The sequence below is a fragment of the Aeromonas sp. Marseille-Q7275 genome, assembly GCF_965119515.1.
Window position 1 is genome coordinate 22,421 of the sequence record NZ_CBCPLW010000019.1, and the last position, 25,092, is coordinate 47,512.

General features: G+C 59.5%; 24 protein-coding genes. 22 read left to right on the plus strand and 2 right to left on the minus strand.

The annotated features are described in order from the left end of the window. Positions 1-645: 645 nt before the first annotated feature. A complete protein-coding gene (locus ACWPWQ_RS16710) occupies positions 646-990 on the plus strand; it encodes a hypothetical protein (protein WP_454010289.1) in 345 nt (114 codons plus the stop codon). Here ACWPWQ_RS16710 and umuC read toward each other — a convergent pair. Both umuC and umuD read right to left on the minus strand, forming a co-directional pair. Next, positions 962-2,242, minus strand: a complete 1,281-nt coding sequence (gene umuC, locus ACWPWQ_RS16715) for a translesion error-prone DNA polymerase V subunit UmuC (protein WP_454010290.1) — start codon at positions 2,240-2,242, stop codon at positions 962-964. The genes ACWPWQ_RS16710 and umuC overlap by 29 nt on opposite strands. Beyond that, a complete protein-coding gene (gene umuD, locus ACWPWQ_RS16720; RefSeq protein WP_042880557.1) occupies positions 2,239-2,661 on the minus strand; it encodes a translesion error-prone DNA polymerase V autoproteolytic subunit in 423 nt (140 codons plus the stop codon). The genes umuC and umuD overlap by 4 nt, the downstream gene beginning before the upstream one ends. Before the next feature lie 123 nt (positions 2,662-2,784). On the opposite strand from umuD, the gene ACWPWQ_RS16725 reads away from it, so the two are divergent. From ACWPWQ_RS16725 to ACWPWQ_RS16825, 21 genes are all read left to right on the plus strand, one after another. After that, on the plus strand, positions 2,785-2,982 hold the full coding sequence (locus tag ACWPWQ_RS16725; RefSeq protein WP_045789812.1) for a DUF3283 family protein: 198 nt from the start codon (positions 2,785-2,787) through the stop codon (positions 2,980-2,982). Positions 2,983-3,111: 129 nt separating this feature from the next. After that, positions 3,112-3,825 carry a hypothetical protein gene (locus ACWPWQ_RS16730; RefSeq protein ID WP_454010291.1) on the plus strand — a complete coding sequence of 238 codons (714 nt, stop codon included), beginning with the start codon at positions 3,112-3,114 and terminating at the stop codon, positions 3,823-3,825. Between the two features lie 124 nt (positions 3,826-3,949). Then, complete coding sequence (locus ACWPWQ_RS16735; RefSeq protein ID WP_421279854.1) at positions 3,950-4,159, plus strand: hypothetical protein; 210 nt, start codon at positions 3,950-3,952, stop codon at positions 4,157-4,159. Next, positions 4,159-4,650: a lysozyme gene (locus tag ACWPWQ_RS16740; RefSeq protein WP_454010292.1), complete on the plus strand. Its 492-nt coding sequence runs from the start codon at positions 4,159-4,161 to the stop codon at positions 4,648-4,650. Before ACWPWQ_RS16735 ends, ACWPWQ_RS16740 begins: the two co-directional genes overlap by 1 nt. Positions 4,651-4,655: 5 nt before the next feature. Further along, a complete protein-coding gene (locus tag ACWPWQ_RS16745) occupies positions 4,656-5,198 on the plus strand; it encodes a DUF2514 family protein (RefSeq protein WP_454010326.1) in 543 nt (180 codons plus the stop codon). A gap of 27 nt (positions 5,199-5,225) precedes the next feature. After that, positions 5,226-5,405 (plus strand): hypothetical protein, encoded by a 180-nt coding sequence (locus tag ACWPWQ_RS16750; protein ID WP_454010293.1) that lies wholly within the window; start codon positions 5,226-5,228, stop codon positions 5,403-5,405. Then, entirely contained in the window at positions 5,406-6,281 is an 876-nt protein-coding gene (locus ACWPWQ_RS16755; protein WP_454010294.1) for a terminase, read from the plus strand. It begins immediately after the preceding gene. Positions 6,282-6,323: 42 nt separating this feature from the next. Beyond that, the gene (gene gvpU / locus ACWPWQ_RS16760) at positions 6,324-6,773 is read left to right on the plus strand and encodes a gas vesicle accessory protein GvpU (protein ID WP_454010295.1); all 450 of its coding nucleotides are present in this window, start codon (positions 6,324-6,326) and stop codon (positions 6,771-6,773) included. Between the two features lie 61 nt (positions 6,774-6,834). Further along, on the plus strand, positions 6,835-8,532 hold the full coding sequence (locus tag ACWPWQ_RS16765) for a terminase (RefSeq protein WP_454010296.1): 1,698 nt from the start codon (positions 6,835-6,837) through the stop codon (positions 8,530-8,532). Further along, on the plus strand, positions 8,532-10,658 hold the full coding sequence (locus tag ACWPWQ_RS16770) for a CHASE3 domain-containing protein (protein WP_454010297.1): 2,127 nt from the start codon (positions 8,532-8,534) through the stop codon (positions 10,656-10,658). The genes ACWPWQ_RS16765 and ACWPWQ_RS16770 overlap by 1 nt, the downstream gene beginning before the upstream one ends. Before the next feature lie 300 nt (positions 10,659-10,958). Then, on the plus strand, positions 10,959-11,885 hold the full coding sequence (locus ACWPWQ_RS16775) for a hypothetical protein (protein WP_454010298.1): 927 nt from the start codon (positions 10,959-10,961) through the stop codon (positions 11,883-11,885). 71 nt (positions 11,886-11,956) lie between these two features. Continuing rightward, positions 11,957-13,174: a phage capsid family protein gene (locus ACWPWQ_RS16780; protein ID WP_182785873.1), complete on the plus strand. Its 1,218-nt coding sequence runs from the start codon at positions 11,957-11,959 to the stop codon at positions 13,172-13,174. Between the two features lie 65 nt (positions 13,175-13,239). Next, a complete protein-coding gene (locus tag ACWPWQ_RS16785; protein ID WP_043162873.1) occupies positions 13,240-13,629 on the plus strand; it encodes a hypothetical protein in 390 nt (129 codons plus the stop codon). A gap of 66 nt (positions 13,630-13,695) precedes the next feature. Beyond that, positions 13,696-14,133 (plus strand): hypothetical protein, encoded by a 438-nt coding sequence (locus ACWPWQ_RS16790; RefSeq protein ID WP_454010299.1) that lies wholly within the window; start codon positions 13,696-13,698, stop codon positions 14,131-14,133. Position 14,134: 1 nt separating this feature from the next. Next, positions 14,135-14,716, plus strand: coding sequence for a hypothetical protein (locus ACWPWQ_RS16795; protein ID WP_454010300.1), 582 nt, complete (start codon positions 14,135-14,137; stop codon positions 14,714-14,716). A gap of 12 nt (positions 14,717-14,728) precedes the next feature. After that, positions 14,729-15,406 (plus strand): phage adaptor protein, encoded by a 678-nt coding sequence (locus tag ACWPWQ_RS16800; RefSeq protein WP_371165101.1) that lies wholly within the window; start codon positions 14,729-14,731, stop codon positions 15,404-15,406. A 9-nt stretch (positions 15,407-15,415) separates the two neighbouring features. After that, the gene (locus ACWPWQ_RS16805) at positions 15,416-17,113 is read left to right on the plus strand and encodes a phage head spike fiber domain-containing protein (protein ID WP_454010301.1); all 1,698 of its coding nucleotides are present in this window, start codon (positions 15,416-15,418) and stop codon (positions 17,111-17,113) included. A gap of 219 nt (positions 17,114-17,332) precedes the next feature. Further along, the gene (locus ACWPWQ_RS16810) at positions 17,333-17,638 is read left to right on the plus strand and encodes a hypothetical protein (protein WP_454010302.1); all 306 of its coding nucleotides are present in this window, start codon (positions 17,333-17,335) and stop codon (positions 17,636-17,638) included. A 47-nt stretch (positions 17,639-17,685) separates the two neighbouring features. Further along, the gene (locus ACWPWQ_RS16815) at positions 17,686-19,347 is read left to right on the plus strand and encodes a hypothetical protein (protein ID WP_454010303.1); all 1,662 of its coding nucleotides are present in this window, start codon (positions 17,686-17,688) and stop codon (positions 19,345-19,347) included. After that, on the plus strand, positions 19,347-24,731 hold the full coding sequence (locus tag ACWPWQ_RS16820) for a phage tail tip fiber protein (RefSeq protein ID WP_454010304.1): 5,385 nt from the start codon (positions 19,347-19,349) through the stop codon (positions 24,729-24,731). Before ACWPWQ_RS16815 ends, ACWPWQ_RS16820 begins: the two co-directional genes overlap by 1 nt. Beyond that, on the plus strand, positions 24,731-25,090 hold the full coding sequence (locus ACWPWQ_RS16825) for a hypothetical protein (protein WP_454010305.1): 360 nt from the start codon (positions 24,731-24,733) through the stop codon (positions 25,088-25,090). Before ACWPWQ_RS16820 ends, ACWPWQ_RS16825 begins: the two co-directional genes overlap by 1 nt. Positions 25,091-25,092: the final 2 nt, after the last annotated feature.

The window sequence follows — 25,092 nt, forward strand, 5'->3', positions numbered from 1 at the left end:
TTGGCTAGCTTGAGGACTGATTCTGCTGAGTTAGCTATTGCAAGTAGCTTATCAGCTAGCTTCGAAGGCCCTGCAGTTGCAAGCTGTGGGGTCTTTGCATTTTCGGCCGAAGCCGCACTTCGTCGCCCTATCGAGCGTCTTGATTTCGCCATATCGTTTCTCCTTGCACGGCGGTGGATAAATTTTCACGTATTGCCTCATCCCATATCTCCTTTTTTGATACCTGCTCGGTGTCACTGAGCTTAGCTTCTTGAGCTGTAAACCCAAGATATAGTGTTGTTTTCAATGCGAACTACAAGATAGTGAGGTCGTCGCGGCATTGCAATCTGTGAATAACCCATAAGCTGTGGATAAGGTGTGGGCTTTGGGATGGGGGTTAGTGGACGCTCACGGCGAGTGGGCTTACATCAGATTGATCCGGTAAATGCAAGTCTGATTTTTGTGCGCAGTAATTTTATTGAACTTTTTTTGCTTGCAAAAACCGTGTGATTTTCGTAGCAAAATCACTCTGCATGCCCTGTTACGTAAGGGATTCAGGGAAAACGAGTCCATTGTCGGCTAATCTGCTTTCTGTGAACTTAGCTATGTCTCGGAGTCTGGGTCAGATTCGGGACCTTGACATCCCTCATTCATTAGGCTGCGCGCATGGAAAGCAAGTTGAAACCTACCGCTCTTCAGGTCGCTGGTTGGGGGCTGCTACACGGCGATTTCTTTGACTTTCACGAGGTGGCCGAACGGCTGGGCATACCTGCGGAGGTTGCTCGCGAGGCGGTCGTCTACCTCCGGTCACTCCGCTATGTGGAGACGCTGGCGGAGTCGAGAAGCTGCAAGCGTGAGGTGGGCAAGAGAAGCTCAAAGCGAGTGTTTATCAAGGTCCTGGCCATCCACCCCGAACCGCCTCAAGGTTCACAATCTTTCAAGCTCAATGTCCTGCACTCAAAGCTGGCCCGCCTTTCCAAGGCTATGCCTTCACCTCGGGGAGCTCGCTGATGCAGGTGGTGTAGCGGGGGCTGAGCTGCTCCCGCTTCATCATCCACTCCCGGGTATCCCGGCCCCTCGAGGCAAAGTAAACCGATCCCAATCGCCCCTGGTTGATCTTGTCGATGACCTGCATCAGTGCCTCGCTGCGGGGCGATTGCTGCTCCGCTGCGAACAGGTCGCCCTGCTGCATGTTGGCGGGAGTGAAGTCGGCCAGCATGACGCCCCCTTTCTGGTATCGCTGCTCGTCGCGCCAGATGCGGGGGAGCAGCTCCGGGATCAGGGCCAGCAGCGCCCGGGTGTCATGGGTGGGCATCGCCAGCTTGGTGCTCACCTGGTTGCCGTAGTAGGGCTCTCGGTCGCTGAACGGACTTGTGCGAATGAACAGGGTGACATGACGGCAGCACATCCCTTCCCCCCTGAGCTTCTCGGCGGCCCGCTCCATGTAGCCGGCCAGCGCCTGGTGCATGGGGCCGATCTGGGTGATGCGCTCGCCGAAGCTCCGGCTGCAGATGATCTGCTGCTTGGCCTGCGCCTCCTGTTCCAGCTCGGCGCAGGGGATCCCCCGCAACTCCTGCACAGTGCGCTCTACGACTACGCCATACCGGCGGCGGAGGCTCTTCGGGTCAGCGGCAACCAGGTCGGCCACGGTCTTGATGTCCTGGGCCTCCAGCTTGGCGGTGAGCCGCCGACCAATGCCCCATATCTCTTCCACCGGGGTGATCGCCATCAGCCGGGCGCGCCGCGCTTCATCCCGCAGATCCACCACGCCCCCGGTGGCCGGCCACTTCTTGGCTGCGTAGTTCGCTAATTTCGCGAGCGTCTTGGTGGGGCCGATGCCGACCCCAACGACCAGCCCGGTCCACTGCTGCACCCGTTCGCGGACTTGTCGCCCGTACTCCACCAGGTCACCGGCCCAGGACTCGCTCAGCTCAATGAAGGCCTCGTCGATGCTGTAGACCTCCACAGCCGGGGCCATCCCCTCCAGAATACTCATCACCCGCTGGCTCATGTCACCGTAGAGCGCGTAGTTGCTGGAGAACCAGACCCCGCCCATGGCCTCGAAGAACTGGCGGATTTGGAAGTAGGGCACCCCCATCTTGATGCCGAGCGCCTTGGCCTCCGCCGAACGGGCCACCACGCAGCCGTCGTTGTTGGAGAGCACGACGATGGGCCGCCCCTTCAAATCAGGCCGGAACAGCCGTTCGCAGGAGGCGTAGAAGTTGTTCACATCAACCAGGGCAACGGCGCAGCTCTTGTTCATGGCGCGGGCATCTTGTGGATGACGAAGGTAACCACACCGAAGATCTCCAAGTGCTGCCCGTCACTGAAGTGGATGGGACGATAGGCAGGGTTCCCTGGTAGGAGGCAGACTGAGGGGCTGAGCTGGAGCTGCTTCACAGTGAACTCGCCATCTACGGCCGCAACAACCACACTGCCATGCACTGGCTTGCTGCTGCGGTCTACGACCAGCATGTCACCATCGTGGATCCCGTGCTCTACCATGCTGTCACCGGCTGCCCGAACGTAATAAGTCGCGGCCGGGTGCGCTATGCATAGCTGGTTCAGGTCGATGGTCTGTTCCACATAGTCCTGGGCGGGGGACGGGAAGCCACAGGCGGCAGGAGAGAGGAACAACGGGATTTCCAACGCTGGGGCGTCGAGGTCGGGAACTGCAAACATGGTTTTAGGCTCACAATGCTGTATATAAACACAGTATAACGATACCCATGGCGAAGATCACCGTGGAGCGATTGGCTCCGGATTCGGGTAATATCGGCAGGTGCCCTATGCGTGGAGTCGCCAATGTCATTCAATCTGTGCTCCCTGCCGAAAGACGAGCAGGAGAAGGTCGAGGTAGAGAAGGCCGCCGCCTATGCGGTATGGAAGGAAAGGAACCCCGAGATCAAGATCCCAGCCGAGAGCGAGGCCGGGAACTACAAGGGGGAGATGCAGGCCTACTTCCTGCAGCGGGTAGAGCAGTATCGGAAAAACATACGATGAAATGGCAATATTAGTAGTGTGTGCATTGAACCTGAAATATGTTTGTAACATTAGATAAAATGCGAGCGATATGATAAAAATCATGTCATTAAAATTATAAGTATTATCGGTAAAACTGCTAGGAGAATTATGGGGTTCTTAGGTTTTATGAATTCACAAGTGGGCTTATTGGTTATTGATAAGCTATTAATTGGAGCGATACTGTTACTTGTTGGATATCAAGTCAGTAAAATGCTTGAGAGGTACAAAAGCGGACAAGCATTTTCTGATGAATTTCAAAAGCAAAAGGTTGTGAGGTTAACTGCTGTTTGTGATTCGTTGGCAGAGTTTGAGATCATGGTACTTCATTCCCCATACAGGTTTAGTGACATACTAGTAAGGGAGATGAGGAAGCATGGCATCGAAAACGTTCCTGAGTTAGGTCAGAGTATTTCATTCGATGAGGCTAGAGATATAATTATAATGGCATTTCAAAAATTGGGAAAAGAGGCCGTAGATGCTGTTGTAAAGAAAGATTTTATGCCATATGTCGATAGCTTAAATAAAATTGTTGAGTCATCATCAGTATTGATGGGGAAGAATCGATTTTGGATAGATGAGCAAATTTATGTTATGTTGCGGAGTTATCATGGCAAACTATCTTCGTACAATAAGGATATATATTGCCTAGAAGATGATGCAAAAGAACGTTATGAACGGGCACGTGATGAATTAAGTTCTAGTAGGGATGAAATAAAAAATGCAATCAACGCTGCAATGGATGGTGGGGTTAAAATGAAAGCTTTAGCCCGTGAGACCCTAGATTCGAAAAGGGGCTGGAAGTGGTGGCCTTCATCTAAATGAAGAGTTGAAAGCCCAACCTCATAGCGTTAGCATCTCTAGAAGATGGCCAGAGTCCCCGTGACCCTGGTCTTTTTCATTTCTGGCCCGCCTCGTGCGGGCTTTGTCGTTTCTGGAGGAGCGATGCATGGGGAAAGAAGAAGAGCTCGCGACGGCTGCGGCCGCTGCGGGGGTGGCAAAGAGCGCGCCGCCGGTAGTGGTGTCCGGCATGACGCTGGCCGGGTATTCGCTCAATGACTGGGTACTGGCCGCCACGTTGATGTGGATAGCGGTTCAGATGGGCTGGTTTATCTGGTCGAACATCATCAAGCCGCGCCGCCAGCAGGGAGGTGCATAGTGAGCAAGGTCCGCATCGCAATCGCAGCTCTCACGCTGAGCGCCGCCGGCTTTGTGGGGATCCTGAATCGGGAGGGGTGGGGGCCGGTGGCTTACCCCGACCCGGTACACGGCACCAAGCTCCCCACCATCGGGTTCGGGAGCACTGAAGGGGTGAGGATGGGCGACACCATCACCCCTGTTGCTGCTGTGAATCGGAGCCTGCGGGAGGTGCGGGTGTTCGAGGATTCCCTCAAGGCCTGTATCCATGCTCCCCTCCACCAGTATGAGTTCGACGCCTATGTCGAGCTCTCCCACAACATCGGTCCCGGCGCCTTCTGCCGCTCCACCATCGTGAAGCGCCTGAACGCTGGCGACTACCCCGGGGCCTGTGAGGCGATCCTGCTGTTCAAGCGTGCCGGCAATCAGGATTGCTCGGCGCCGGGGAACCGGGTATGCCCCGGGCTCTGGAAAGACCGGCTGCGCCTCAATGCGAAGTGCAAGGGGGCATGATGGGGATGACTCCGCAGAGCAAGGCTGTGCCGTTCCTGGCTGGCGCTTTGGTGATAGCCGCCCTGGCAGGCGGTGGGGTGGCGCTCTATCGCTCCGGTCATGCGGCTGGGGAGGAGGGGGAGCGCAAGGCCTGGCAGGCGAAGTGGAATGAAGAGGCTGCCCGCCTCGCTACTGCCAGGACCAAGGCAGAGCTGGAGGCCCGGGAGGAGGAGCAACGCCGGCAGGCTGAAATCGATGAGGTGAGAGACCATGCACAAGAAGAAATCGCCCAAGCGCAGGCTGATGCCGCTGCTGCTGGCGTTGAGTCTGGCCGGCTGCGCGAGCAAGCCCGCCGCCTGGCAGCCAGAGCAAGTCAGTGCGCCAGCCATCCCAGCCCTACCCAAGGAAGCCAGGCAGCTGAACAGCCTGCCGTGGTGCTCGCCGACCTGCTCGGCAGGGCTGACGAAAGAGCGGGTGAGCTGGCAGCAGCGTATGACAGAGCTCGAGCATCAGGACTAGCCTGCGAGCGGGCTTACGATTCCCTCTCAGCCACACAGCCCCGCCGATAGGCGGGGTTTCTCTTTGTGGGGGACGGCATGCACTGGAACGAAGAACTGGAAATGGAGGGGCTGGCGACCGGCGTTGTGCGCTGCGTCCTGTCCCACGAAGAAGGCACCGCCTTGGTGCTGCTCAATACTGGCGTCACCGTCGAGCTCACGGCTACCCATCAGCCGGCACCAGGTGATGCAGTTGTGGAAGGCGAGTTATCCCTCTAAATGGCAAAGACCGACTGGGCACAGCTCAATGCAGAGTTCCTGCAGGAGCATGAAGCGACCGGCATCAGTGCGAAAGACTGGTGTGACAGCCGCGGCCTGAACTACAACTCGGCGCGTCGCTATTTGAAATCCCGGGGGCAATCCCCTGCGCAACCTGACAAATCTCGCGTAGCTGCGCAATCTGCGCATTCCGAAGTGCGCAAAACTGCGCAATCTGCGCAAAGTGCGCAAGCCAAAGGGAATGAGGCCAAGGCCAAAGGGGGAGAGCGAAGAGGGGAGAAGCCATCCTCATCGACACAATCCCAGCCCGAGCCTGACCAGACCTCGAAAAACAAAGGGCGTGATGGCTCCGGCCGTTTCGTCCGTGGCGAGTACGAGGGCAACCCGAACCCGCCAGCCAACATCAAGCCGGGCATGCAGATAGCCAAGACCCACGGCGGTTATGCCAAGTACCTCGATGCCGAGGAGCTGTTCGACCAGGCCCGCGAGTTGCAACTGCGCGACGAGCTGGACTTCACCCGGGCTCGCGTCATCTCCGTCACCAAGCTGCTCAAGGGGCTGCAGCAGGACCTGGTCACTGCCACCGAGATGACCGACCGGATAGCGCTTTACGACAAGATCCTGAAAGCAGAGCAGGCCCTAGACCGCAACATCCAGCGGATTGAGTCCATCGAGCGGACCCTGAGCGCCCTGCGCATCGACGAGGTGAGTGTGCCGAAGATTGAGGAAGATACTCGGCGCATCCGGGCTGCTGCCCGCAAGCTGACCGCCGAAGCCGATCGGCTCGAGAAGGATGGCGGCAGCGAGGCAACGCCCGTCAGCGAGATGGTCACCGAGCTGCAGGGGATGGGGACTGGTGGGTTGATGAACAATTGAACCGGATGTAATGTGTATTTTTGTCATCAAATGGAGCTTGGTATGAGCAAAGATGTAGGTGCTAGCAATACCCTGAATGAGCAAGCCGCTCAGCACGATGGTTTTGTAATTGATGGGCACTTAGCTACTTTAGTGGGGCTGTTTAACGAAAATCCAGGGATTGGCTTCGGCATCACACTCACTGTTGGTGGGACGTTAATATCTGGGCAGCTTATCTCTGGAAAAGAGTATTTTGACTATCTCGCAAATTTACTGCATCGGGATGACCATGCAGAGGACTCTGTCTCAAATACTCTTTCAAGAGAGATGAAGTGGATGTCTGAGAATATCTACAGTGATCCTGATAGCAACAAGACTGTTTTCATTCATCTCAAAGATGCTCAGCATTACTCTGGTGTTACGCCAGTGCCGACTAGTGGTGGATATTGGCGCGGTAGGTTGTGCGACGTATCTGGGTTCACACTTGGGGCGATGTCAGTAAGTCAGAGTTAGCAAACTGAATAAACTATATCTAAACCCGCTTCGGCGGGTTTTTTATTGCCTGAGATCCCCTATGACCGAACTCGACATCTCCGCCATGACTGAGCAGGAGCAGATGGCCTACATCCGCTCGAAGCTCAGCGATAAGTGGTGGCGGATGAACAACCTCTACATGATCGAGAATGAACAGGGCCAGCTGGTGCGCTTCCGGTTGCGCCCGGCGCAGGAGCTGCTGTTCAAGACCATGTGGTGGTTGAACATCATCCTCAAGGCGCGTCAGCTCGGATTCTCTACGGCCATCGACATCTATCTGCTGGACGAGGCGCTGTTCAACAAGAACATCAAGTGCGGGATCATCGCCCAGGACCTGACGGCCGCCGGCGAGATCTACCGCACCAAGATTGAAGTCCCGTTCGATAACCTGCCGTGCTGGCTCAAGGCCCAGTTCAAGGTGGTGACCCGGCGCGGCGGGGCGAATGGCGGACACATCCTGTTCCGGCATGGCTCCAGCATCCAGGTGGCCACCTCGTTCCGCTCCGGTACCGTCCAGCGCCTGCATGTCTCCGAGCATGGGAAGATTTGCGCCAAGTACCCCGAGAAGGCCAAGGAGGTGCGTACCGGTACCTTGCAGGCGATCCACCCGGGCGCCGTGGCCTTCATCGAATCAACAGCGGAAGGCGTGGGCGGCGACTTCCACGCCATGAGCATGAAGTCCCTCGAGCTGGCACGCGCCTACGGTGAGCTCAGCCAGCTCGACTGGAAGTTCCACTTCTTCGCCTGGTGGCAAGACCCCAAGTATCGTGCCGACGTGCCGGCATCCGGCGTGGTGATGAGCAAGACCCAGGCGGAGTATTTCGCCGCGGTCGAGAAGTCGATGGGTTGCACCATTACCGACGAACAGCGGCAATGGTACGTGCTGAAAGAGTCCACCTTGGGCGCCGAGATGAAGCAGGAGTTCCCCAGCACGCCACTGGAAGCCTTCCTCACCTCCGGGCGCCGGGTGTTCGACCCCATCCATACCATGGATGCCGAGGGCGATTGCATGGCCCCGCTCATCGTCTACGACATCGACCCGGTGACCGGCAGGCGCGAGAAGGCGCGCAAGCCTGAGAAGCTGGACGAGCGTGGCCAGCGCTCCCTCGAGAACATGCTGCTGGTCTGGGAGCTGCCAGACCCTGACGAGGATTACGCCATCGGCGCCGACGTGGCGGAAGGGCTGGAGCACGGCGACCGCTCAAGCCTGGATGTGACGGCCAAGAGCGACGGCCGGCAGGTGGCCCACTGGTTCGGGCATCTCGACCCGGGGCTGTTTGCCCAGCTGCTTGCCCACGTCGGCAGGTTCTACGGCACCGCAGAGCATGGCCCGGCCTACATTGGACCAGAGCGCAACAACCACGGCCACGCTGTGCTGCTCAAGCTCCGTGAGATCTACCCAACCCGGCGCATCTACACCCAGGAGCACATCGACCGGGACCGCGACGACGAGACGCCGCGCCTTGGCTGGCTTACCACCCGGCAGTCAAAGCCGATCCTGGTTGATGGCCTCAAGGCCCTGCTGCGTGCCGGGCAGTCCGGGATCCGCTGGATAGGCACCATTCACGAGGCAACCACCTACGTCTACGACAAGAGCGGCAGCATGAACGCCCAGGACGGCTGCTTCGACGACCAGCTGATGAGCTACATGATTGCCCAAGAGATGCGCGCCCGGATGCCGGCCCGCATCGTCAAACCCGAAACCTCCCGCAAACCCAAGCACTGGATGGCCAACTGATGATCAACGCCCAACCCAAGGCCCCTGCAAAAGGCGGCCTCGATACCCCGCGCCTGCTCAAACTGATGAGCGATATCAATGGCCAGCCGGACTGGCGCTCTATCGCCAATCGGGCGTGCGCCTACTACGACGGCGATCAACTGCCGCCCGAGGTGGTGAGTGTGCTCAAGGCGCGGGGCCAGCCCATCACCATTCACAACCTGATCGCGCCGACCATTGACGGCGTGCTGGGAATGGAAGCCAAGAGCCGTACCGATCTGATGGTGATCGCCGATGACCACGACGACGAGCTGGAGCAACTGGCCGAGGCCGTCAACGCTGAATACGCCGATATGTGCCGCCTTGGCGGACTGGACCGCGCCCGGGGCGAGGCCTACGGCGGCCAAATCAAGACCGGCCTGGGCTGGGTTGAGGTGTGTCGCCGCGATGACCCGTTCGGCCCACGTTACAAGTTCAGCAACGTCCACCGTGACGAGGTTTATTGGGACTGGCATAGCAGGGAGCCGGATCTGAGCGACTGCCGCTGGCTGATGCGACGCCGCTGGGTTGATCTGGATGAGGCCAAGACCATGTTCCCGAGCAAGGCACAGGCGCTGCAGTGGGGCGTCAACGACTGGGAGGGGGTCGTGAGCCTGGCCTCCATCGAGGGGCTGGACCCCAATCTGGTCAGCGCCTATGACGAGTGGAGCCAATTCAGCGGCAAGGAGATCGAGTGGTGCAGCCGGGAGCGGGATCGGGTGCTTCTGCAGGTGGTCTACTACCGCACCTACACCATGCGTCAGGTGCTGATGCTGGACTCCGGTCGGGCACTGGAGTACGACAAGACCAATCAACTGCATCTCGCTGCTGTGGCCATGGGGCGCGCCAAGCTGGAGCGCTGCCCGGTGGCCGTGATCCGGGAATCCTGGTTTGTCGGCCCCCATCACCTAGTTGATCGACCCTGCTCTGCGCCCCACAACATGTATCCGCTGGTGCCGTTCTGGGGTTACCGCAAAGACCGCACCGGTGAGCCCTATGGGTTGATTGTTCGAGCCATGCCGGCACAGGACGAGGTGAACCTGCGGCGCATCAAGCTGACGTTCCTGCTGCAGGCCAAGCGGGTCATCACGGACAAGGACGCCACCAACATGAGCCAGAGTCAGGTGCTGGAGCAGGTCGAGCGCCCTGATGGCTACATCGAGCTCAACCCGGACCGCGCCAACAAGACCAGCGTGAGCGATGCCTTCAAGGTGGAGCAGGACTTCAACGTGGCGGCCCAGCAGTTTCAGGTGATGCAGGACTCGGTGAAGCTGATCCAGGACACCATGGGGGTTTATGCCGCCTTCCTGGGGCAGGGCTCCACCGGGCAGTCCGGCGTGGCGATCAGCAACCTGGTGGAGCAGGGGGCAACCACGCTTTCCGAGATCAACGACAACTACCGGATGGGCTGCCAGCAAGTGGGGCAGTTGGCTCTGGCGTACCTGCTGGAAGACATGGCCAACAAGCGCAACTACAAGGTGACTGTGAACCGGGATGACCCCCGCCGCCGTAAAGCCGTGGTGGTCAACGTGGAGCAGGAGGATGGCAAACTCACCAATGATGTGACCCGGCTGCGGGCCCATATCGCACTGGCGCCGATCCAGCAGACTGCCGCCTACAAGCAGCAACTGGCCGAGCGGATGACCCAGGCCATGTCGCAACTTCCGCCCGCGGCGGCAGGTGCTTGCTTTGACCTGCTGGTCGAGCTGATGGATGTACCGCGCAAGGCCGAGTTTGTGGAGCGGATCCGCAATGCCCTGAACATCCCGAAAGACCCGGACGAGATGAGCGACGAGGAGCGCGCTGCTGCCGAGCAGCAGGCTCAGCAGGCCCAGATGCAGCAGGAGCTGGCCATGCGCGAGATGCAGGCCAAGCTGGCAGAGTTGGAAGGCAAGGCCGCCAAGTGGCAGGCTGAGGCCCAGCGCATAACCAAGCTGACCGACTCTATCCGGTTCGAGGACGCCCTCAAGCAGGCCCAGACCGGCAAGACGCTGCAGGAGATGGAGCGGCTCGCCGCCGAGCAGCAGAGCATCCAGGGTGAGCAGGCCGTGCTGCAGGCCCAGCTGTTGGACACCATCCAACAGCAGATCGACGCCATCGCGCTCTGATAGTTGCTTTCCTGACCTGCCAGCGTTACGATTTCCCCAACATGGCCCAGTCTCTCGAGATTGGGCCTTTTTCTTTGATTGAGTTGACAGTCAGTAGCGTAACGGACTCTCTTTGCGTATGATTTGCGATGAGTCTTATGACTCCCGTACTTGTTTTAAGCCCGCCCCACGCGGGCTTTTTTTATGGACCAGCCTCGAGCTGGTTTTTTTGTGCCCAGCCCCAGCCGGGGAGTGCTTTCACCGAGAGCCTTCCCCCGCTTGGGCAGCGATACCACCCACTGAAAACCCACGAGGACAACCATGGATAAGAACATCGACAACCTGACCGGCACTGAGAGCCTGGACGAACTGGAAGCCATGCTGGAGGCGATCGAGCGTGAGCCCGATGCCGAGCTGGATGATGGCACTGCTACCGAGCAAACGGACGTAGACCCCGCGCCGTCGGCGGGTGAGGTGGCAGCCGGTAACGAACAAGCCAACACCGAGCAGGGCGGTGAAGGGGCCACGGAGCCTGAGAAGGTGATCCTGGCCAAGAGCGGTCAACACACCATCCCGTATGAGGTGCTGGAGCAGTCGCGCAATGAGGTCAAGGTACTGCGTGAGCAGTTGGCCGCATCGCAGCAAGCCCAGGCCGAACGGGACAAGCTGCAGGCGCTGATGGAGAAGCACGGGATCAACCCCGACGTTGACCCGGACGACATCAGCCAGGAAGAGCTGGCGCAACTGGCGCAGGACTACCCGGATCTGGGCAAATCCATCGCGGCCATTGCAAGCAAGCTCCAAAGGCTGGAGCAGCAGGCAGCACCGCAGCAGGTTACCCTCGCCACCAATCCGGTTCAGGCCGCACTGCAGGCGGTACCTGACCTGATGAGCTGGCGGGAAAAGGACCAGGACCGCTTCGACTTCGCCATCATCGTCGATGAAAAGCTCCAGGCTGATCCCGCGTGGCAAGGCAAGTCGCTGGATGAGCGATTCGCAGAGGCGGCGCGCCGCACCAAGCTGGCTTTTGGTGATGAGGTCATCCCTCCCGCCAAGGCCCCCAGCAAGGAGGCGGAGAAACCTACCGACTTTATCCCGTCCAGCCCCTCGGCTCTCGGCCAGACCCATCATGCAGCCCCCACTGGTGTGGAGCGCTTCGGCACCATGTCTCAGGCCGAGCTTATCGGCGAGATGGGCGCCATGACGGACGCCCAAATGGAGGCGCTGCTGGAGCAGGCCGGGTACTAACCCACCACCCATTTCAATAAGCCAACCCCGACCACTGTGTCGGGGTTTTTGTTTTCATGTAGGAGAGGACCATGACCCAAGTCACCTCGGCGCAAGCCAACAAGATTTTGCAGGCGGCACTGTTTACGTCTGCCAACCGTTCCCACTCGCTGGTGAACATGCTGACCGAAGAGGCTCCCAAGGGTGCCAAGGTCAACGGCGGCAAGCAGACCAGCGCTGGTGCCCCCGTTGTCCGTATCACCGATCTCGGCAAGGGTGCTGGCGACGAAGTAGATATGCAGCTGTTCCACCAACTGTCTGGCCGCCCGACCATGGGCGATAAGAAGCTGGCTGGCCGGCTCGAAAGCATGTCCTTCGCCGACTTCTCGCTCAAGATCAATCAGACCCGGCACGGTGTGGATGCTGGCGGCAAGATGAGCCAGAAGCGCACCAAGCACGACCTGATCAAGACCGCCCGTGTACTGCTGGCGGATGGCTACTACGGCCGCCTGGTTGACCAGCGCGGCTTTGCCCAGCTGGCCGGCGCACGCGGCGACTATGCGGCCACCGATATCATTCTGCCGCTGGCAGACGATGCTGAGTTTGCCGACATCATGATCAACCCGCTGACCGCGCCGACCTACGAGCGCCACTTCTTCGGTGGTGACGCGACCACCTTCGAAGCCATCGACGCGGCGGATCGCTTCAATCTCGGCTGCGTGGACAACATGGCGCTCTATCTGTCCGAGATGGCCAACCCCATCCAGCCGATCCGTATGGTGGCCGACCCGTCCGGTGGCGAGCCGCTCTACGTGCTCTACGTCACTCCGCGCCAGTGGCATGACTTCTACACCTCCAGCTCCGGTAAAGACTGGAATGCCATGCTGGCCGCGGTGGCAGAGCGCGCCAAAGGCTGGAACCACCCCATCTTCCGCGGGGAAGGGGCCATGTGGCGCGGCATCCTGGTCAAGCAGTACAAGGGAATGCCAATCCGCTTCAATCAGGGCAGCACAGTCAAGGTCTGCGCCGCCAATTCCACGGCAGGTGTTGAGGTGGACAAGGTGGCGGGTACCACCATCGATCGCGCAGTGCTACTGGGCGGCCAGGCGCTGGCCAACGCCTTTGGCTCCGGCGAGCAAGGCGGCTCCTTCGGCATGCACGAAGAGAAAACCGACCATGGCAACGCGACCGAGATGTCCATCAGTTGGGTGTCCGGTCTGCAGAAGATCCGCTTCAAGCAGCGCAACGGCAACATCCAGGACCACGGCTGCATGGTGCTGGATACCTCGGTGAGTGCCATCGGCCGCTAAGCCGCTGACCCATGGGGCTTCACGGCCCCATTCCAACACTATCTGACCAGACAAGGAGCCATATCATGGCCAAGACTACTCTGATTGCCAAAGCGTACCGCTGGTTTGTCGGCGCGTTCGGCAACCTCTCTATCTCCCCGACCCTGGTGGCCAAGCTGGCTGCCGTACCCGCTGGCGATGTTGTCGCATACGGCGACAAGGTGGAGCCCAACCTGAAAGTGGTGGGTGTGACGATGTTCAGCACTGGGCTGGGCGCGAGTACCACCATCACGGCCAAGATCGGCACGACCACCATCATCAACGCCGAGAGCACGGTGGGGGCGGTGGCAAAGTATTACCCGGTTGATGACCTGATGACCGAGCCTGACCAGGAGATCACCCTCACGGTTGGCGGCGGCGCTGCGACGGGCACAGTCAAGCTCAAGCTGCATTACGAGGTAGTCGGCAACCTGTAAGGCTGCCGATCACTGTCCGCCCGGCCCTGTGCCGGGCTTTTTCGTTTCTGAATAGGAGTCATCGCCATGAGCGACAAAATTGCCGTGGTTTATATCGGCGACAAGCCGAGCAAGAAAGACACCGTCACCGGCTCCCGCCTGGTGTTCCCGCGCCACACCGCTGTTGATGTGGAAAGCCACATCGCCATGCAACTGCTGGAGTTCCCGAGCGTCTGGATCCGCCATGAGGCACTGGCAGGCGAACTGGAGCGGCAGGATGCTACTGCCCTGGCTGCTGCCGACGAGCAGGCGCGCCTCGCCGCGGAAGCTGCCCGCCTGGCCGAAGAGCAGAGCATGGTGGTCGGTGAGCGTGACCTGGCCAAGATGACCTCTGCCCAACTGGCCACCTTGGTGGAGGGGGAAGACCTGGATATCGAGCCGCAGGGCCCGCAGGAGAAGGTGCCCGAATACCGGGTGCGCGTGCGTGATGCCCTGAAGGCCAAGCTGGCAGAGCAGGGGGAATAGCATGCAGATGGTGTCGCGTGAGCAGTTCCTGCCCACCATCAGGCTGCACATCACCGGCCCGCTCGAAGTCATGCTGGGTGAGGCCGTCACCGAGGCGGCCATCACGTTCTGCCGGGAGTCGGCCTTGCTGACCCTTGACCGACTATTGCCAAGCGCGTCAGCCGGCAGCCTGGTGGAGGTCTGCAACATCAGCGGGATGACATCGTGCAATGTGCTGCACCTGACCAGTGAAGGGGGTACGCCATTTGTCAGCGGGCGAGACTACTTCGCCATGTCGGCCAATGAGCTGAGCATCCTGGCGGATCTCAGCGATGCGCGGATCTGGTATGTGGCTGCCCCGGTCAAAGGTGCCACCGATCTCCCAGCCCAGCTCTACCACGATCACGCTGATTCCATTGCCCATGGCGTCGCTGCCTTGCTCTATGCCCAGCCAGACCGCCCCTGGTCTGACCCTAAGCGTGCAGGGTACCACCGGGCTGAGTTCGTCGAAGGTTGGCGCCGCGCCGGCCGGTTCCGCAAAGAGCACAGCGCCCCGACCCAAGTTGAATTTCACAACCCGTCCCGCAAACACTCATTTTTCTAAAGGACCCCACACATGGCAACCGTTACCGTTGACTCGATCCTGAAGCGGGTAAACACCCTGCTCAACGATCGCACCTGGGTTCGTTGGCCCAAGCAGGAGCTTCTGGACTACTACAACGACGCCGCCAAGGCCATCGTGCTGATGCGTCCGGATGCTCATACCAAGAACGTCCAGTTCAGCTGCGCGGCTGGCACCAAGCAGAGCTTGCCGGCAGATGCCCTGCGGCTGATCGAGGTGCTTCGTAATGCCGATGGCAAGGTGATCCGTTTCGTGCCGCGGCGCGCCCTCGATGACAGTTACCCGGACTGGCATGCTGGCAAGGATGGCACCAGTGTGGCCGCCTACACCTATGACGATCGGGATCCCAAGAACTTCTATCTCTACCCGGGCCCTGCCGCCGCGGTGAAGGTGGATGTGATCTACTCCGTGGCGCCGCAATCCAAGGTGCTGACGGACGTGGAAAACGTGGGCACGCCGGCGCTGGCCGATCTGGATGACATCTACATCAACCCGCTGATCGACTTCATCATGTACCGGGCCTTCTCGAAGGACTCCGAGTACAGCGCCAACTCCAATCGGGCTGTCGGCCACTACAACGCCTACCTGCAGCAACTGGGTGAAAAGACCCAGGTTGATACCAACTTGGAGCAGCGCAAGTCCGAAGGCTTCTCCCGCGTGACCGGGCAGTAAGGAGGCGTCATGGCTGGAGTGTGGAAGCGTGACGGTACGGTGGCCGTCACCAATGGTAACAAGAAGGTGACCGGCACCGGGACTACCTTTGCAGACACCAAGAACGGGGTGGCCAAGGGCCACCTTTTTTGTATCACCAGTGGCACCTCGGTGGATTTCTACGAGGTGGATTACGTGGTGTCGAACACCGAGCTCTATCTGGTGCAGGCCTATCGCGGCGTTACTGCCACAGGCAAAACCTACGAGGTCATCACGACTTTCTCAGACTCCATTCCGGAATTCGCCCGCCGCATGACAGCCATGCTGGGGGTCTACCAGGGGCAGTCAGATGTGATGCAGTTGCTGTTGACCAGTGACGCCTCCAGCGTGACAGTGACCGCCCCGGACGGCACCAGTCACACCATGATCCCTTGGAAACGAGTCACGAGCGAAGGCGAAGGGCAGGCCGCCCGTGCGAAGATCGAAGCGGACAAGGCGACCGCTGCCGCCGCATTGTCCGTTAACGCAGTCCGGGAAGCAGCAGTTCCGTTCCCGGATGTGTGGGCCCCATTAAACGACTCGCTTCGCATGTTTGCTGGATATGGCCGGGAAGTGAAGGTCGGTGATGATGTGGTCGGCAGGTATGTTAATTTCAGTCGGGCAACCACGGCGACCTACATTGATAAAAGTGGCGAGTTAAAGACGGCCGCTATCAACGAGCCGCGGTTTGAAAAAGAGGGGCTTTTGATCGAGGGGCAATCGTCCAACCTCATCATTAACACCACTGCCGTTGACCCTGCTGTTTCCTCCCCAATCGCAGCAGATCGACTGAGCATTTCAGTTGATTTGGAGGGATGGTTTGTGCTCACCCTCAAGGCTGCTGGGGTGGGTCAGGGGACGTACATTCGTATCTACGCAACAGGTGAAGCTCCTAATGGCATAGATACTTACACGGGCTCCGTGGAGGTAGATACATCACTGTGCTCTGGTGGTGCGTCTGTTTCGATGGTCCACGGTGATGGCGCGGGCTACGTGGCAGGCCAGAAAGATATTGCGGATAAAGAAAAGGCGTTCGTTTCACTAACGGGCGTTCCCCGTCAAGTTGCTCAAAATCGTTGTGAGCTGCGGATCTCGTTCAACACCGCCCTGGCCAAGGAAGGCGATGTTATTCGCCTTAGGCGTCAGCAAGTCGAGAAGCTTCCATTTCCGTCGTCGTATATCCCGACGAATGGCGCCGTTGCAACTCGAGCCTCTGACATTGCTTACATACCATGGAAAGGTAACCTAGAGCCCCTGCTGACCATTGGCAATAAAACCACCGCAGCAGTGGAATATTCGCTGAAGGGCGCCGGGTCTTCACACGCACATCGAATTCTATTATCGCATTCCGGGGGGCCGGCCGCAGAAGGTAACCTCCTCTTGCGGTTGGACTTAGGGGGGCCCCATATGAGTTTTTATAGAGGGGCTTCTACGACAAGCAAGGCGGACGTCAGCGCGTCCGACCGTTCTGGGGTCGCAGCGGTGCGCGTCAAAGCGGACAACACGACTAACTTGTTTGTCAACGGCAAGGCATTCGGCGGAGGTGTCGCGCCGGCGGTCAAGCCCGGATCACCTCTGTCATTGGGGATTGGAAGCGCAGGTGGGTCGCTCCCTCTCTTTGGTCACATCCGAAACTTTAAACTGTACAACAAGGAGCTGGCTGACTCACAAGTGATGTCCCTTAAATGACCCGCCATTACTGCACGGGGCTAGGCCCCGTTCCCACTGGTACTAACAGTTGCTGCAAGCAGCACGACAATGACTATGGCGCCAAAGGCAGGGTATCCCGCGCCGAGGCTGACAGGCGCTTACGCCAGTGCATGATTGCCCAGGGCAAGCCGGTGATGGCCTGGCTGTTCTGGGCCGCTTGCCGCGCTGGCGGTTGGTATTTCTGGAAGGATAAGACCCATGACAATAATCGATCTGTACCTCAAAGCCGGCAGCGAGTCGGCGATGACATTGGCCCTCAAGGCGGCGGGCTTTAGCCAAGACCCCGACAGCGTGGCCCTCTATCACCCTGATGCTGCACTCGATGTGATCGGCACTATCTACGCGCCGACAGGCGAAACCATGATGATCGAGGGGGAGGTGGTATCGGTGACGGCGCCTGTACCTGGTTACCACGTCAACGTGCGTACCAGGTCAGCGGCACTAGCCACTGCCCTGGATGCCCAGCGCACCCACCCCGAGACGCCCGTGAGAGTGTGGGCGTGAGCCAGGTGCTTGCCTCCTGACGCGCCTAGCGTTAGGATTTACCCATCATGGCCCTGCTCTCCCGAGTGGGGCTTTTTCGTTTCCGCCTCTCTGAGATCCCCATGCCCGTACTCGATATCGTCACCATGCGAGGGACTATGCCGCGCGTGGAGCCACATCTTTTGTCCGACGAAGTCGCGGTGATTGCACGTGACTGCCATTTTGACCATGGCGTTATCTCCCCGCTGGAAGATGACGCCAGCGCAGGCATTGAGTTACCGGTCGTGCCGACCACGCTCTTTCGCTATGGTCAGCACTGGTTCGCCTGGAACAAGGTGGTGGAGGTTATTCGCTCCCCGATTGCCCAGGACCCGTATGGCCGGGTTTACTACACGGACGGCGAATATCCCAAGGTAACCCATGCCCAGATCGCCACCGGCGGCAGCAACAAACCGACGGCATGGTATCGGCTAGGCATTCCAGCTCCTGGTGTTCCGGTCGGGATTGGCAGCATTACCCCGCCAGTTGGTGGAGTGGATGATGATCTGACAGACGACGAAACTCGCTTCTACGTGGATACCTTCGTCACCGCGATGGGGGAGGAGGGGCCCCCGGGCCCGGCCAGTGGCAAGGTGAACATCGCGATCCCGGGGTCATCCGTCACCTTGATGCTGAGCCCGCCAACTGCCCAGAACAGCAACATCACCAAGCGCCGGATATATCGGTCGGTGTCCGGTGGTGGTCTTGCTGATTACCTGTTGGTCGCCGAATTGCCCATTGCTCAGGCATCGTTTGTCGATACCCGCGAAGATGGTGAGTTGGGCGCCGTGCTGGAGACCTACGACTACACCATGCCGCCTGATGGCATGCGTGGCATGTGTCAAATGGCGAATGGCATGTGTGCCGGGTTTGCTGGCAACTCACTCTACCTGTGTGAACCCTACCTTCCCTACGCCTGGCCGGAGAAGTACCGACTGACCACCGAGCACGACATTGTCGCGATCGCCGCCATCGATACCACCTTGGTGATCGGGACCAAGGGATACCCTTATCTGGCCCAGGGCGTGAGCCCGGCATCCGTGACCACCCAGAAGCTGAGCCAACTGCCGCAAGCCTGCATCAGCGGGCGCTCTATGGTCGCCATGGATGGGGTGGTGCTCTATGCCTCCCCGGACGGGCTGGTCGGCATCGGCGCCAACGGTGGGCAGGTAGTGACCGAGCAGATCATCACCCGCAAGCAGTGGCGCACCATGAAGCCTGAAACTATGCGGGCATGGCACCACGAGGGCAAATATGTGGGCATGACTGACACTCACGCATTCATCTTTGACCCGAAAAGTGGCGACTTGCGTGAGCTGACGAACCGGTGGGATGCGGCTGTCTCCGATATGGAGAGCGACTCCCTCTACGTTGCCAAGGGCCGAAGCTTGCAGATTTGGCGGGGCGGGAGCGCCAGCAATGGCCAATTCATCTGGCGGTCGAAGCTCTTCATGGTGCCAGAGGGAACGTCTTTCAATTGCTGCCGGGTGTTGGCTCAGGATGTTGGCTTGGTCGGGATCAAGTTGTTCGTTGACGGGGAGCAGGTGATGGAGCTTGCCCCTGGCAACTTGGTACCTGGGGCATTCCGCTTGCCACCTGTGCGCGGCCGGCTGTGGCAGATAGAAGTCTTTGGCACCTCGGTGGTGAGCCGCATCACCCTCGCGAGCAGCATGGCGGAGATGGTGAACTGATGGCCAAGAAACCCGCATATCGCGCCGGCCGTGACCAGGCCGCAACAGCCGAGAACGTGGAGCTGCTCACCGGTCAGCGTGGCGATCGCCTCGATAAAGCCGTGACCTTCAGGGAGCTGTCAGCCCTGGGGTTGTCCACGCTGCGCCCCGGTGCGGGTGGCGTGTACGTCCCCGGCAAGAACCCGGACCTTTTCCCTGCGGGCCAGATGGAGTTTCCCCACGCCCCGGTCAACGTGATCGCCAATGGCGCGTTTCACACGGTCCTGGTGGAGTGGGATCCGCCGCGGTACCGGGGGCATGCTCACGCCGAGATCTGGCGAGCGGAGAGCAATAACCAGTCCGATGTCACCCTGGTTGGCACTTCGTCCGCAAACCTTTTCTCTGACGCCATTGGCAAGGGCGCCACATTTTACTACTGGGTTCGCTTTGTCAACGGCAAGGATGATAGGGGGCCCTTCCAGGGCGCACAGGGCGTTGAGGCTGCAACCAGCCGAGATGTGCAGGACATTCTCGACGAACTGCAGGGGAAGATAGAGGAGAGCCACTTGGCGCAGGCGCTGCTGGCGCCAATAGAGCAAGTCCCCCAACTTCAGCTGGACGTTGCGATCCTGAAGCCCAAGGTCGATGAAATCGAGGTCATGCGCCCCAAGGTCGATGAGATCGATCTCATTCTCCACAAGGTGGATGAGATCGAGGTCATTCTCCCCAAGATTGATGAAATCGAGGTGATTCGCCCCAAGGTTGCCGCCATCGAGGACAAGATCCCCGGCATCGAGCAGGAGCTGGCCGGGCTGGATGAGCGCCAGAAGGTAGCGCAAGAGCTGCTGGATGATGCCCAGCAGCAGCTTGGGATGTCGAGCATTGAGCTTGGTCTGGTGCAGGACCGCCTCAATGCCAAGCTGGACAAGTACAAAGGCGACTTTGACTCGTTCCGGGATGCCGTATTTGTCATCGACCCAGAAAACGGCAGCATGACCATGGATGCGGTCAATGCGGTGCGGGAGGAGATGCGGACTTCTATCACTGAAGTCCATCTGGGGCTCGATGCCGTCGCCGGCCAGATCGACAGCAAGGCCGACAATGTGACCGTGGATAGTCAGGGCTCGCGTCTCACAGAAGCAGAGCAGCGCATTAATGGTCTGGATGCCAGCCTGAGTCAAACGGTCACCAAGGGGGAGTTCACTGACGAACAACAGCGGGTCACCCAGATTGGACAGGAGCTCAACGCCACAAAAGGGGAGTTGACCCAGAAGGCCACCCAGCAAGAGGTGGACGAGCAGGGCCAAAGGCTGGCCAACGCAGAAAGCAAGCTGACGGTGCATGCCGATGCTCTATCCACCCAGGCCCAGCGAATCGATGGCTTGCAGGCGACCGTCAGCAGTAGCAGCGAAGAACTGGACGCCAAGATCACTGAGTTGGCTCGCGTGACGGCTGATGCCAACGGGGTGGCCGCACAACGCATCGATGGCCTGCAGGCCACTATCAGCAGCAGTGATGAAGAGCTGGACGCCAAGATCACCGAGCTGGCGCGCGTGACAGCTGATGCCAACGGGGTGGCCGCCCAGCGAGTCAGCGGACTGGAGGTGAGGGCCAGCGAGGCGGAGGGCAAGATCCTAGCGCTGGAGGAGGTTATCGAGTCGGAGGGCGGGATCACTGCCGGGCGGTTTGATGAAATTCAGGTCGAGATTGAGCTGGCAAAGGATAAGGCGGAGGGGGCTGCCGATGTCGGCCAGGCTGCCATTGATGCCGCGCTGGCCGGTGATGAGCGGGATAGGGAAAATCGCAGCGCATTTGGCACCATTCGCACCCAGCAGCAGGTAATCGTGGATGAGCAGTCTGCTCAAGCCAAGCGCATCACCGATATGAACGTCAAATTTGAGGGGAGGGATGCCAACACCCAGGCACGTATCAGCGGCGTGGAGGAAGTTATTGCCGACGCCGGTAGCGCGCTGGCCCAGCGCATCGACGACCTGAGCGCCTCAACAGACACAGCCCTTGATGAGACGATCGCCACCATCAAGGCACTGGAGAAGGTATCGAGCGACGCTGACGCTGCGCTTGCACTGAGCCAGGATCAGATGCGCGTCGAGATGATTGAGGCTGATAACACGCTGAGTGCGGATATCGCCAGTGAGTCTGAGGCCAGGGTCACCGCTGATGAGGCCATCTCGAGGAGGGTGTCTGAGGTTGAGGCGCTGTTTGGCGGCGACCTTGATGAGGTGACTGCGAGGGTGGCGGCCGAGGAGTTGGCTCGGGCAACAAAAGATGAGGCGCTTGCCCAGCAGATCAGCACTGTAGATGCTGAGTTTAAGGCCGCGGATACGGCGCTGTCTGCCTCACTCGCTGAGTCCAGCAAAGCCCTGGCAGATGCCCAGCAGGCGCTGGGGGAGCGGATCACTACCATCGATGCGACGGTCGGGGAGAATGTGGCCAGCATCACAGAACTCCAGCAGGCCGTGGTGAGCAATGAGGAGTCGCTGAGCCAGCGTCAGGACAAACTGGAGTCAGAGGTAGATATCGGCGCCGCCAGTCTGGTCGAAGGCGCCCTGACCGGGGATGAGCGCGACCGGGAGAACCGCAAGGCTCGCGGCACCATCCTCCAGCAGCAGAGCACGTTGGCAAATCAGCAGGAGGCGCAGGCCAGGACCATCGAGCAGCTGACCGCAGAGTTTGATGCCGAAACAGCAGATCTGAAGGCGCAGATCACCAACGAGCAGTTGGTCAGGGCGACGAAGGATGAGGCTCTGTCTCAGCAGATCAGTGTTGTTGATGCCGAGTTCAAGGCGGCCAATGCGGATACCAATGCCGTTATCAGCGCGCTGGAACAATCGAGCGCATCGGCAAACGAAGCGTTGTCTCTTCGCCAGGATCAACTTGCTGCCGCGCTTTCAGATGCTACTGCCGAGCTTGTCGCAAACATCACCCAAGAGGAATCAGCCAGGGTCACCGCCGATGAGGCCGTTTCGAGGCGAGTTGCCGAAGTGGAGGCGCAGTTCAGCAGCGACCTCGAGGATACGAATGCGAGGGTGGCGGCCGAGGAGTTGGCTCGGGCAACAAAAGATGAGGCGCTTGCCCAGCAGATCAGCACTGTAGATGCTGAGTTTAAGGCCGCGGATACGGCGCTGTCTGCCTCACTCGCTGAGTCCAGCAAAGCCCTGGCAGATGCCCAGCAGGCGCTGGGGGAGCGGATCACTACCATCGATGCGACGGTCGGGGAGAATGTGGCCAGCATCACAGAACTCCAGCAGGCCGTGGTGAGCAATGAGGAGTCGCTGAGCCAGCGTCAGGACAAACTGGAGTCAGAGGTAGATATCGGCGCCGCCAGTCTGGTCGAAGGCGCCCTGACCGGGGATGAGCGCGACCGGGAGAACCGCAAGGCTCGCGGCACCATCCTCCAGCAGCAGAGCACGTTGGCAAATCAGCAGGAGGCGCAGGCCAGGACCATCGAGCAGCTGACCGCAGAGTTTGATGCCGAAACAGCAGATCTGAAGGCGCAGATCACCAACGAGCAGTTGGTCAGGGCGACAAAGGATGAGGCTCTATCTCAACAGATCAGCGTTGTTGATGCCGAGTTCAAGGCGGCCAATGCGGATACCAATGCTGCCGTGGCTGCTGAAGTGCGGGCGCGTAGCGATGCTGATAGCGCGCTGGCTGAACAGTTGTCCACGATGGATGCAGAGTTCAAGGGGGCTGAGCAGACCCTGGCTGCCAGCATCGATGAAGTGTCACGGGTCAGCGCCGAGGCAAGCCAGTCCCTTTCTGAGCAGTTGAGTCAGGTGAAAGCCACTGCTGAATCGGCGGGCGCCGCTGTATCCGGCGCTCAGAAAAGCGCGGATCAGGCAAAGCTAGATGCTGCAGAGGCGGCTGGGATTGCCAATGGGAAGGGGAAGGTGATCATTCAGCCGGTTGCCCCAGGCGCCAGCGACCAGCTTGCTCAGAACCTCTGGATTGACACCAGCAACGGCATCAACACCCCGAAGCGATGGGGTGGCTCTGGCTGGATCGCCGTGACCGACAAGGCTGCAATCGACGCAGCGCAGGCAGCCGCCGCAGCGCAGGAGGCTGCGGATCGGGCGAATCATGGCGTTGCCCAGAACAGTGCGGCCATCAACAACGAAGCGAAGGCGCGGGCTGACGCAGATTCGGCCATGGCCCAGCAGATCCAGCAGGTCACGGCGAACTATCAACAGGGGGATCAGCAACTCGCCGGCCAGATCACGGCGGAGTCGGTCGCCAGGGCAAATGCCGTGCAGTCGCTTGGTAGCCAGATCAACACGGTCTCGGCGGTCGCTGGCAGCAAGAACAAAACCTTTTTCCAAGCCTCTGCTCCCAGCACCGGCATGGGTACCGGCGATCTGTGGTTCGACACCGACAGCAACAATCGGCCATACCGTTACAGCGGCACGGCCTGGATAGCCACCGACGACCCCCGGATTGCTGCCAATGCGGCCTCCATACAGACCCAGAGCCAGGCGATTGCGAACCTGCAAAATGGGGCCCAGGCAATGTGGACGGCTAAAGCTAGTGCTGGCCAGATCACAGCCGGGATCGGCCTGGTTGCCAAGTCTGACGGCACTAGCCAGGTGGCAATCTCTGCCTCTCAGGTGTTCGTGTTTAACCCGAACAGTTCAACACCAATGGCTCCGTTGTTTGCCATCGACAATGGCCAGGCTGTCATTGCCGAGGCCATCATCCGCAAGGCTACCATCCAGATACTGACTTCCGAGAAGATCACGGCGGACTACATCAAGGCAGGGGTCAGCATCTCGGCCCCCTCTATTTCGGGTGGCTCCGTGGATATGGGCAATGCCTTCCTGTCTGGCGGCGCGGCCGGATTTGGTAAAGGTGGGCCTTATGCCAGTTGGGGGTTCGGTTGGTACACGATGATCTATGCGGATGGCAGCATCTATACCAACCGACTCCGCGCCGAAGGTGGTTATGTGAAAAACATGACCATGAACAACTGCACGATTGCGGCCGACTGTGTGGTGTTGGGGACACTGGAGGCAGATCGGATTGTGGGTGATGTGACAACGCTGGTTAAGCCGTCAGGTAATTTCAACATTCCTGCCTACAAGCGTGCCCGCAATATCGTGTGTATCAAGCCGGTATCGGGTAGTGCTGCTGTGTCTGGCTCTGGAACCATCGGGGTTACGCTGATCTGCAGGATGAATGGTGTAGAGCAGGGTAGGGCAACCACTCAGGCAAGTTATCCAACAGGGATCAATCGAATCACTATGCGGGTATCGCTGCAGGAAGCATTCGTGATCCCGGCCTATACCGGCGCCACCATCACCTTCGAAGTTGTACCGTTTGGTAGTGTCAGCGACATTACCAATCAGCAAATAGATGGCGGTAGCATCTGGCTGATGGGGTTGTTCTGATGGGCAATCCTTTGCACCGCATTGCCAGCGATACCGGCAACCCAAACCTATCCGCCGAACTGCAAGACGCCATCCGAAACCGGGTGGCGTTTTTGTTTGTGCGTGGTGATGACGGGTTTGTGCTCAAGCCGCAGGCTGCGGATGGCGTGATCGGCGTCCTGGTCTGGGTGGGATGGGGGGATGGCGGTGCCCCTGAACGGCATCTGCCAGAAGTGAAGCGCCTGGCGCGACTTATAGGAGCACGCTGGCTGCGTTTCCACTCGGCGCGTAAGGGGTGGCTCAAGGTTGCGCCAAGAATGGGATGGGTCCGCCAGCAAGATGATGCTGACGGGTTCTATGTGTTTCAGATCAACCTGTGAGG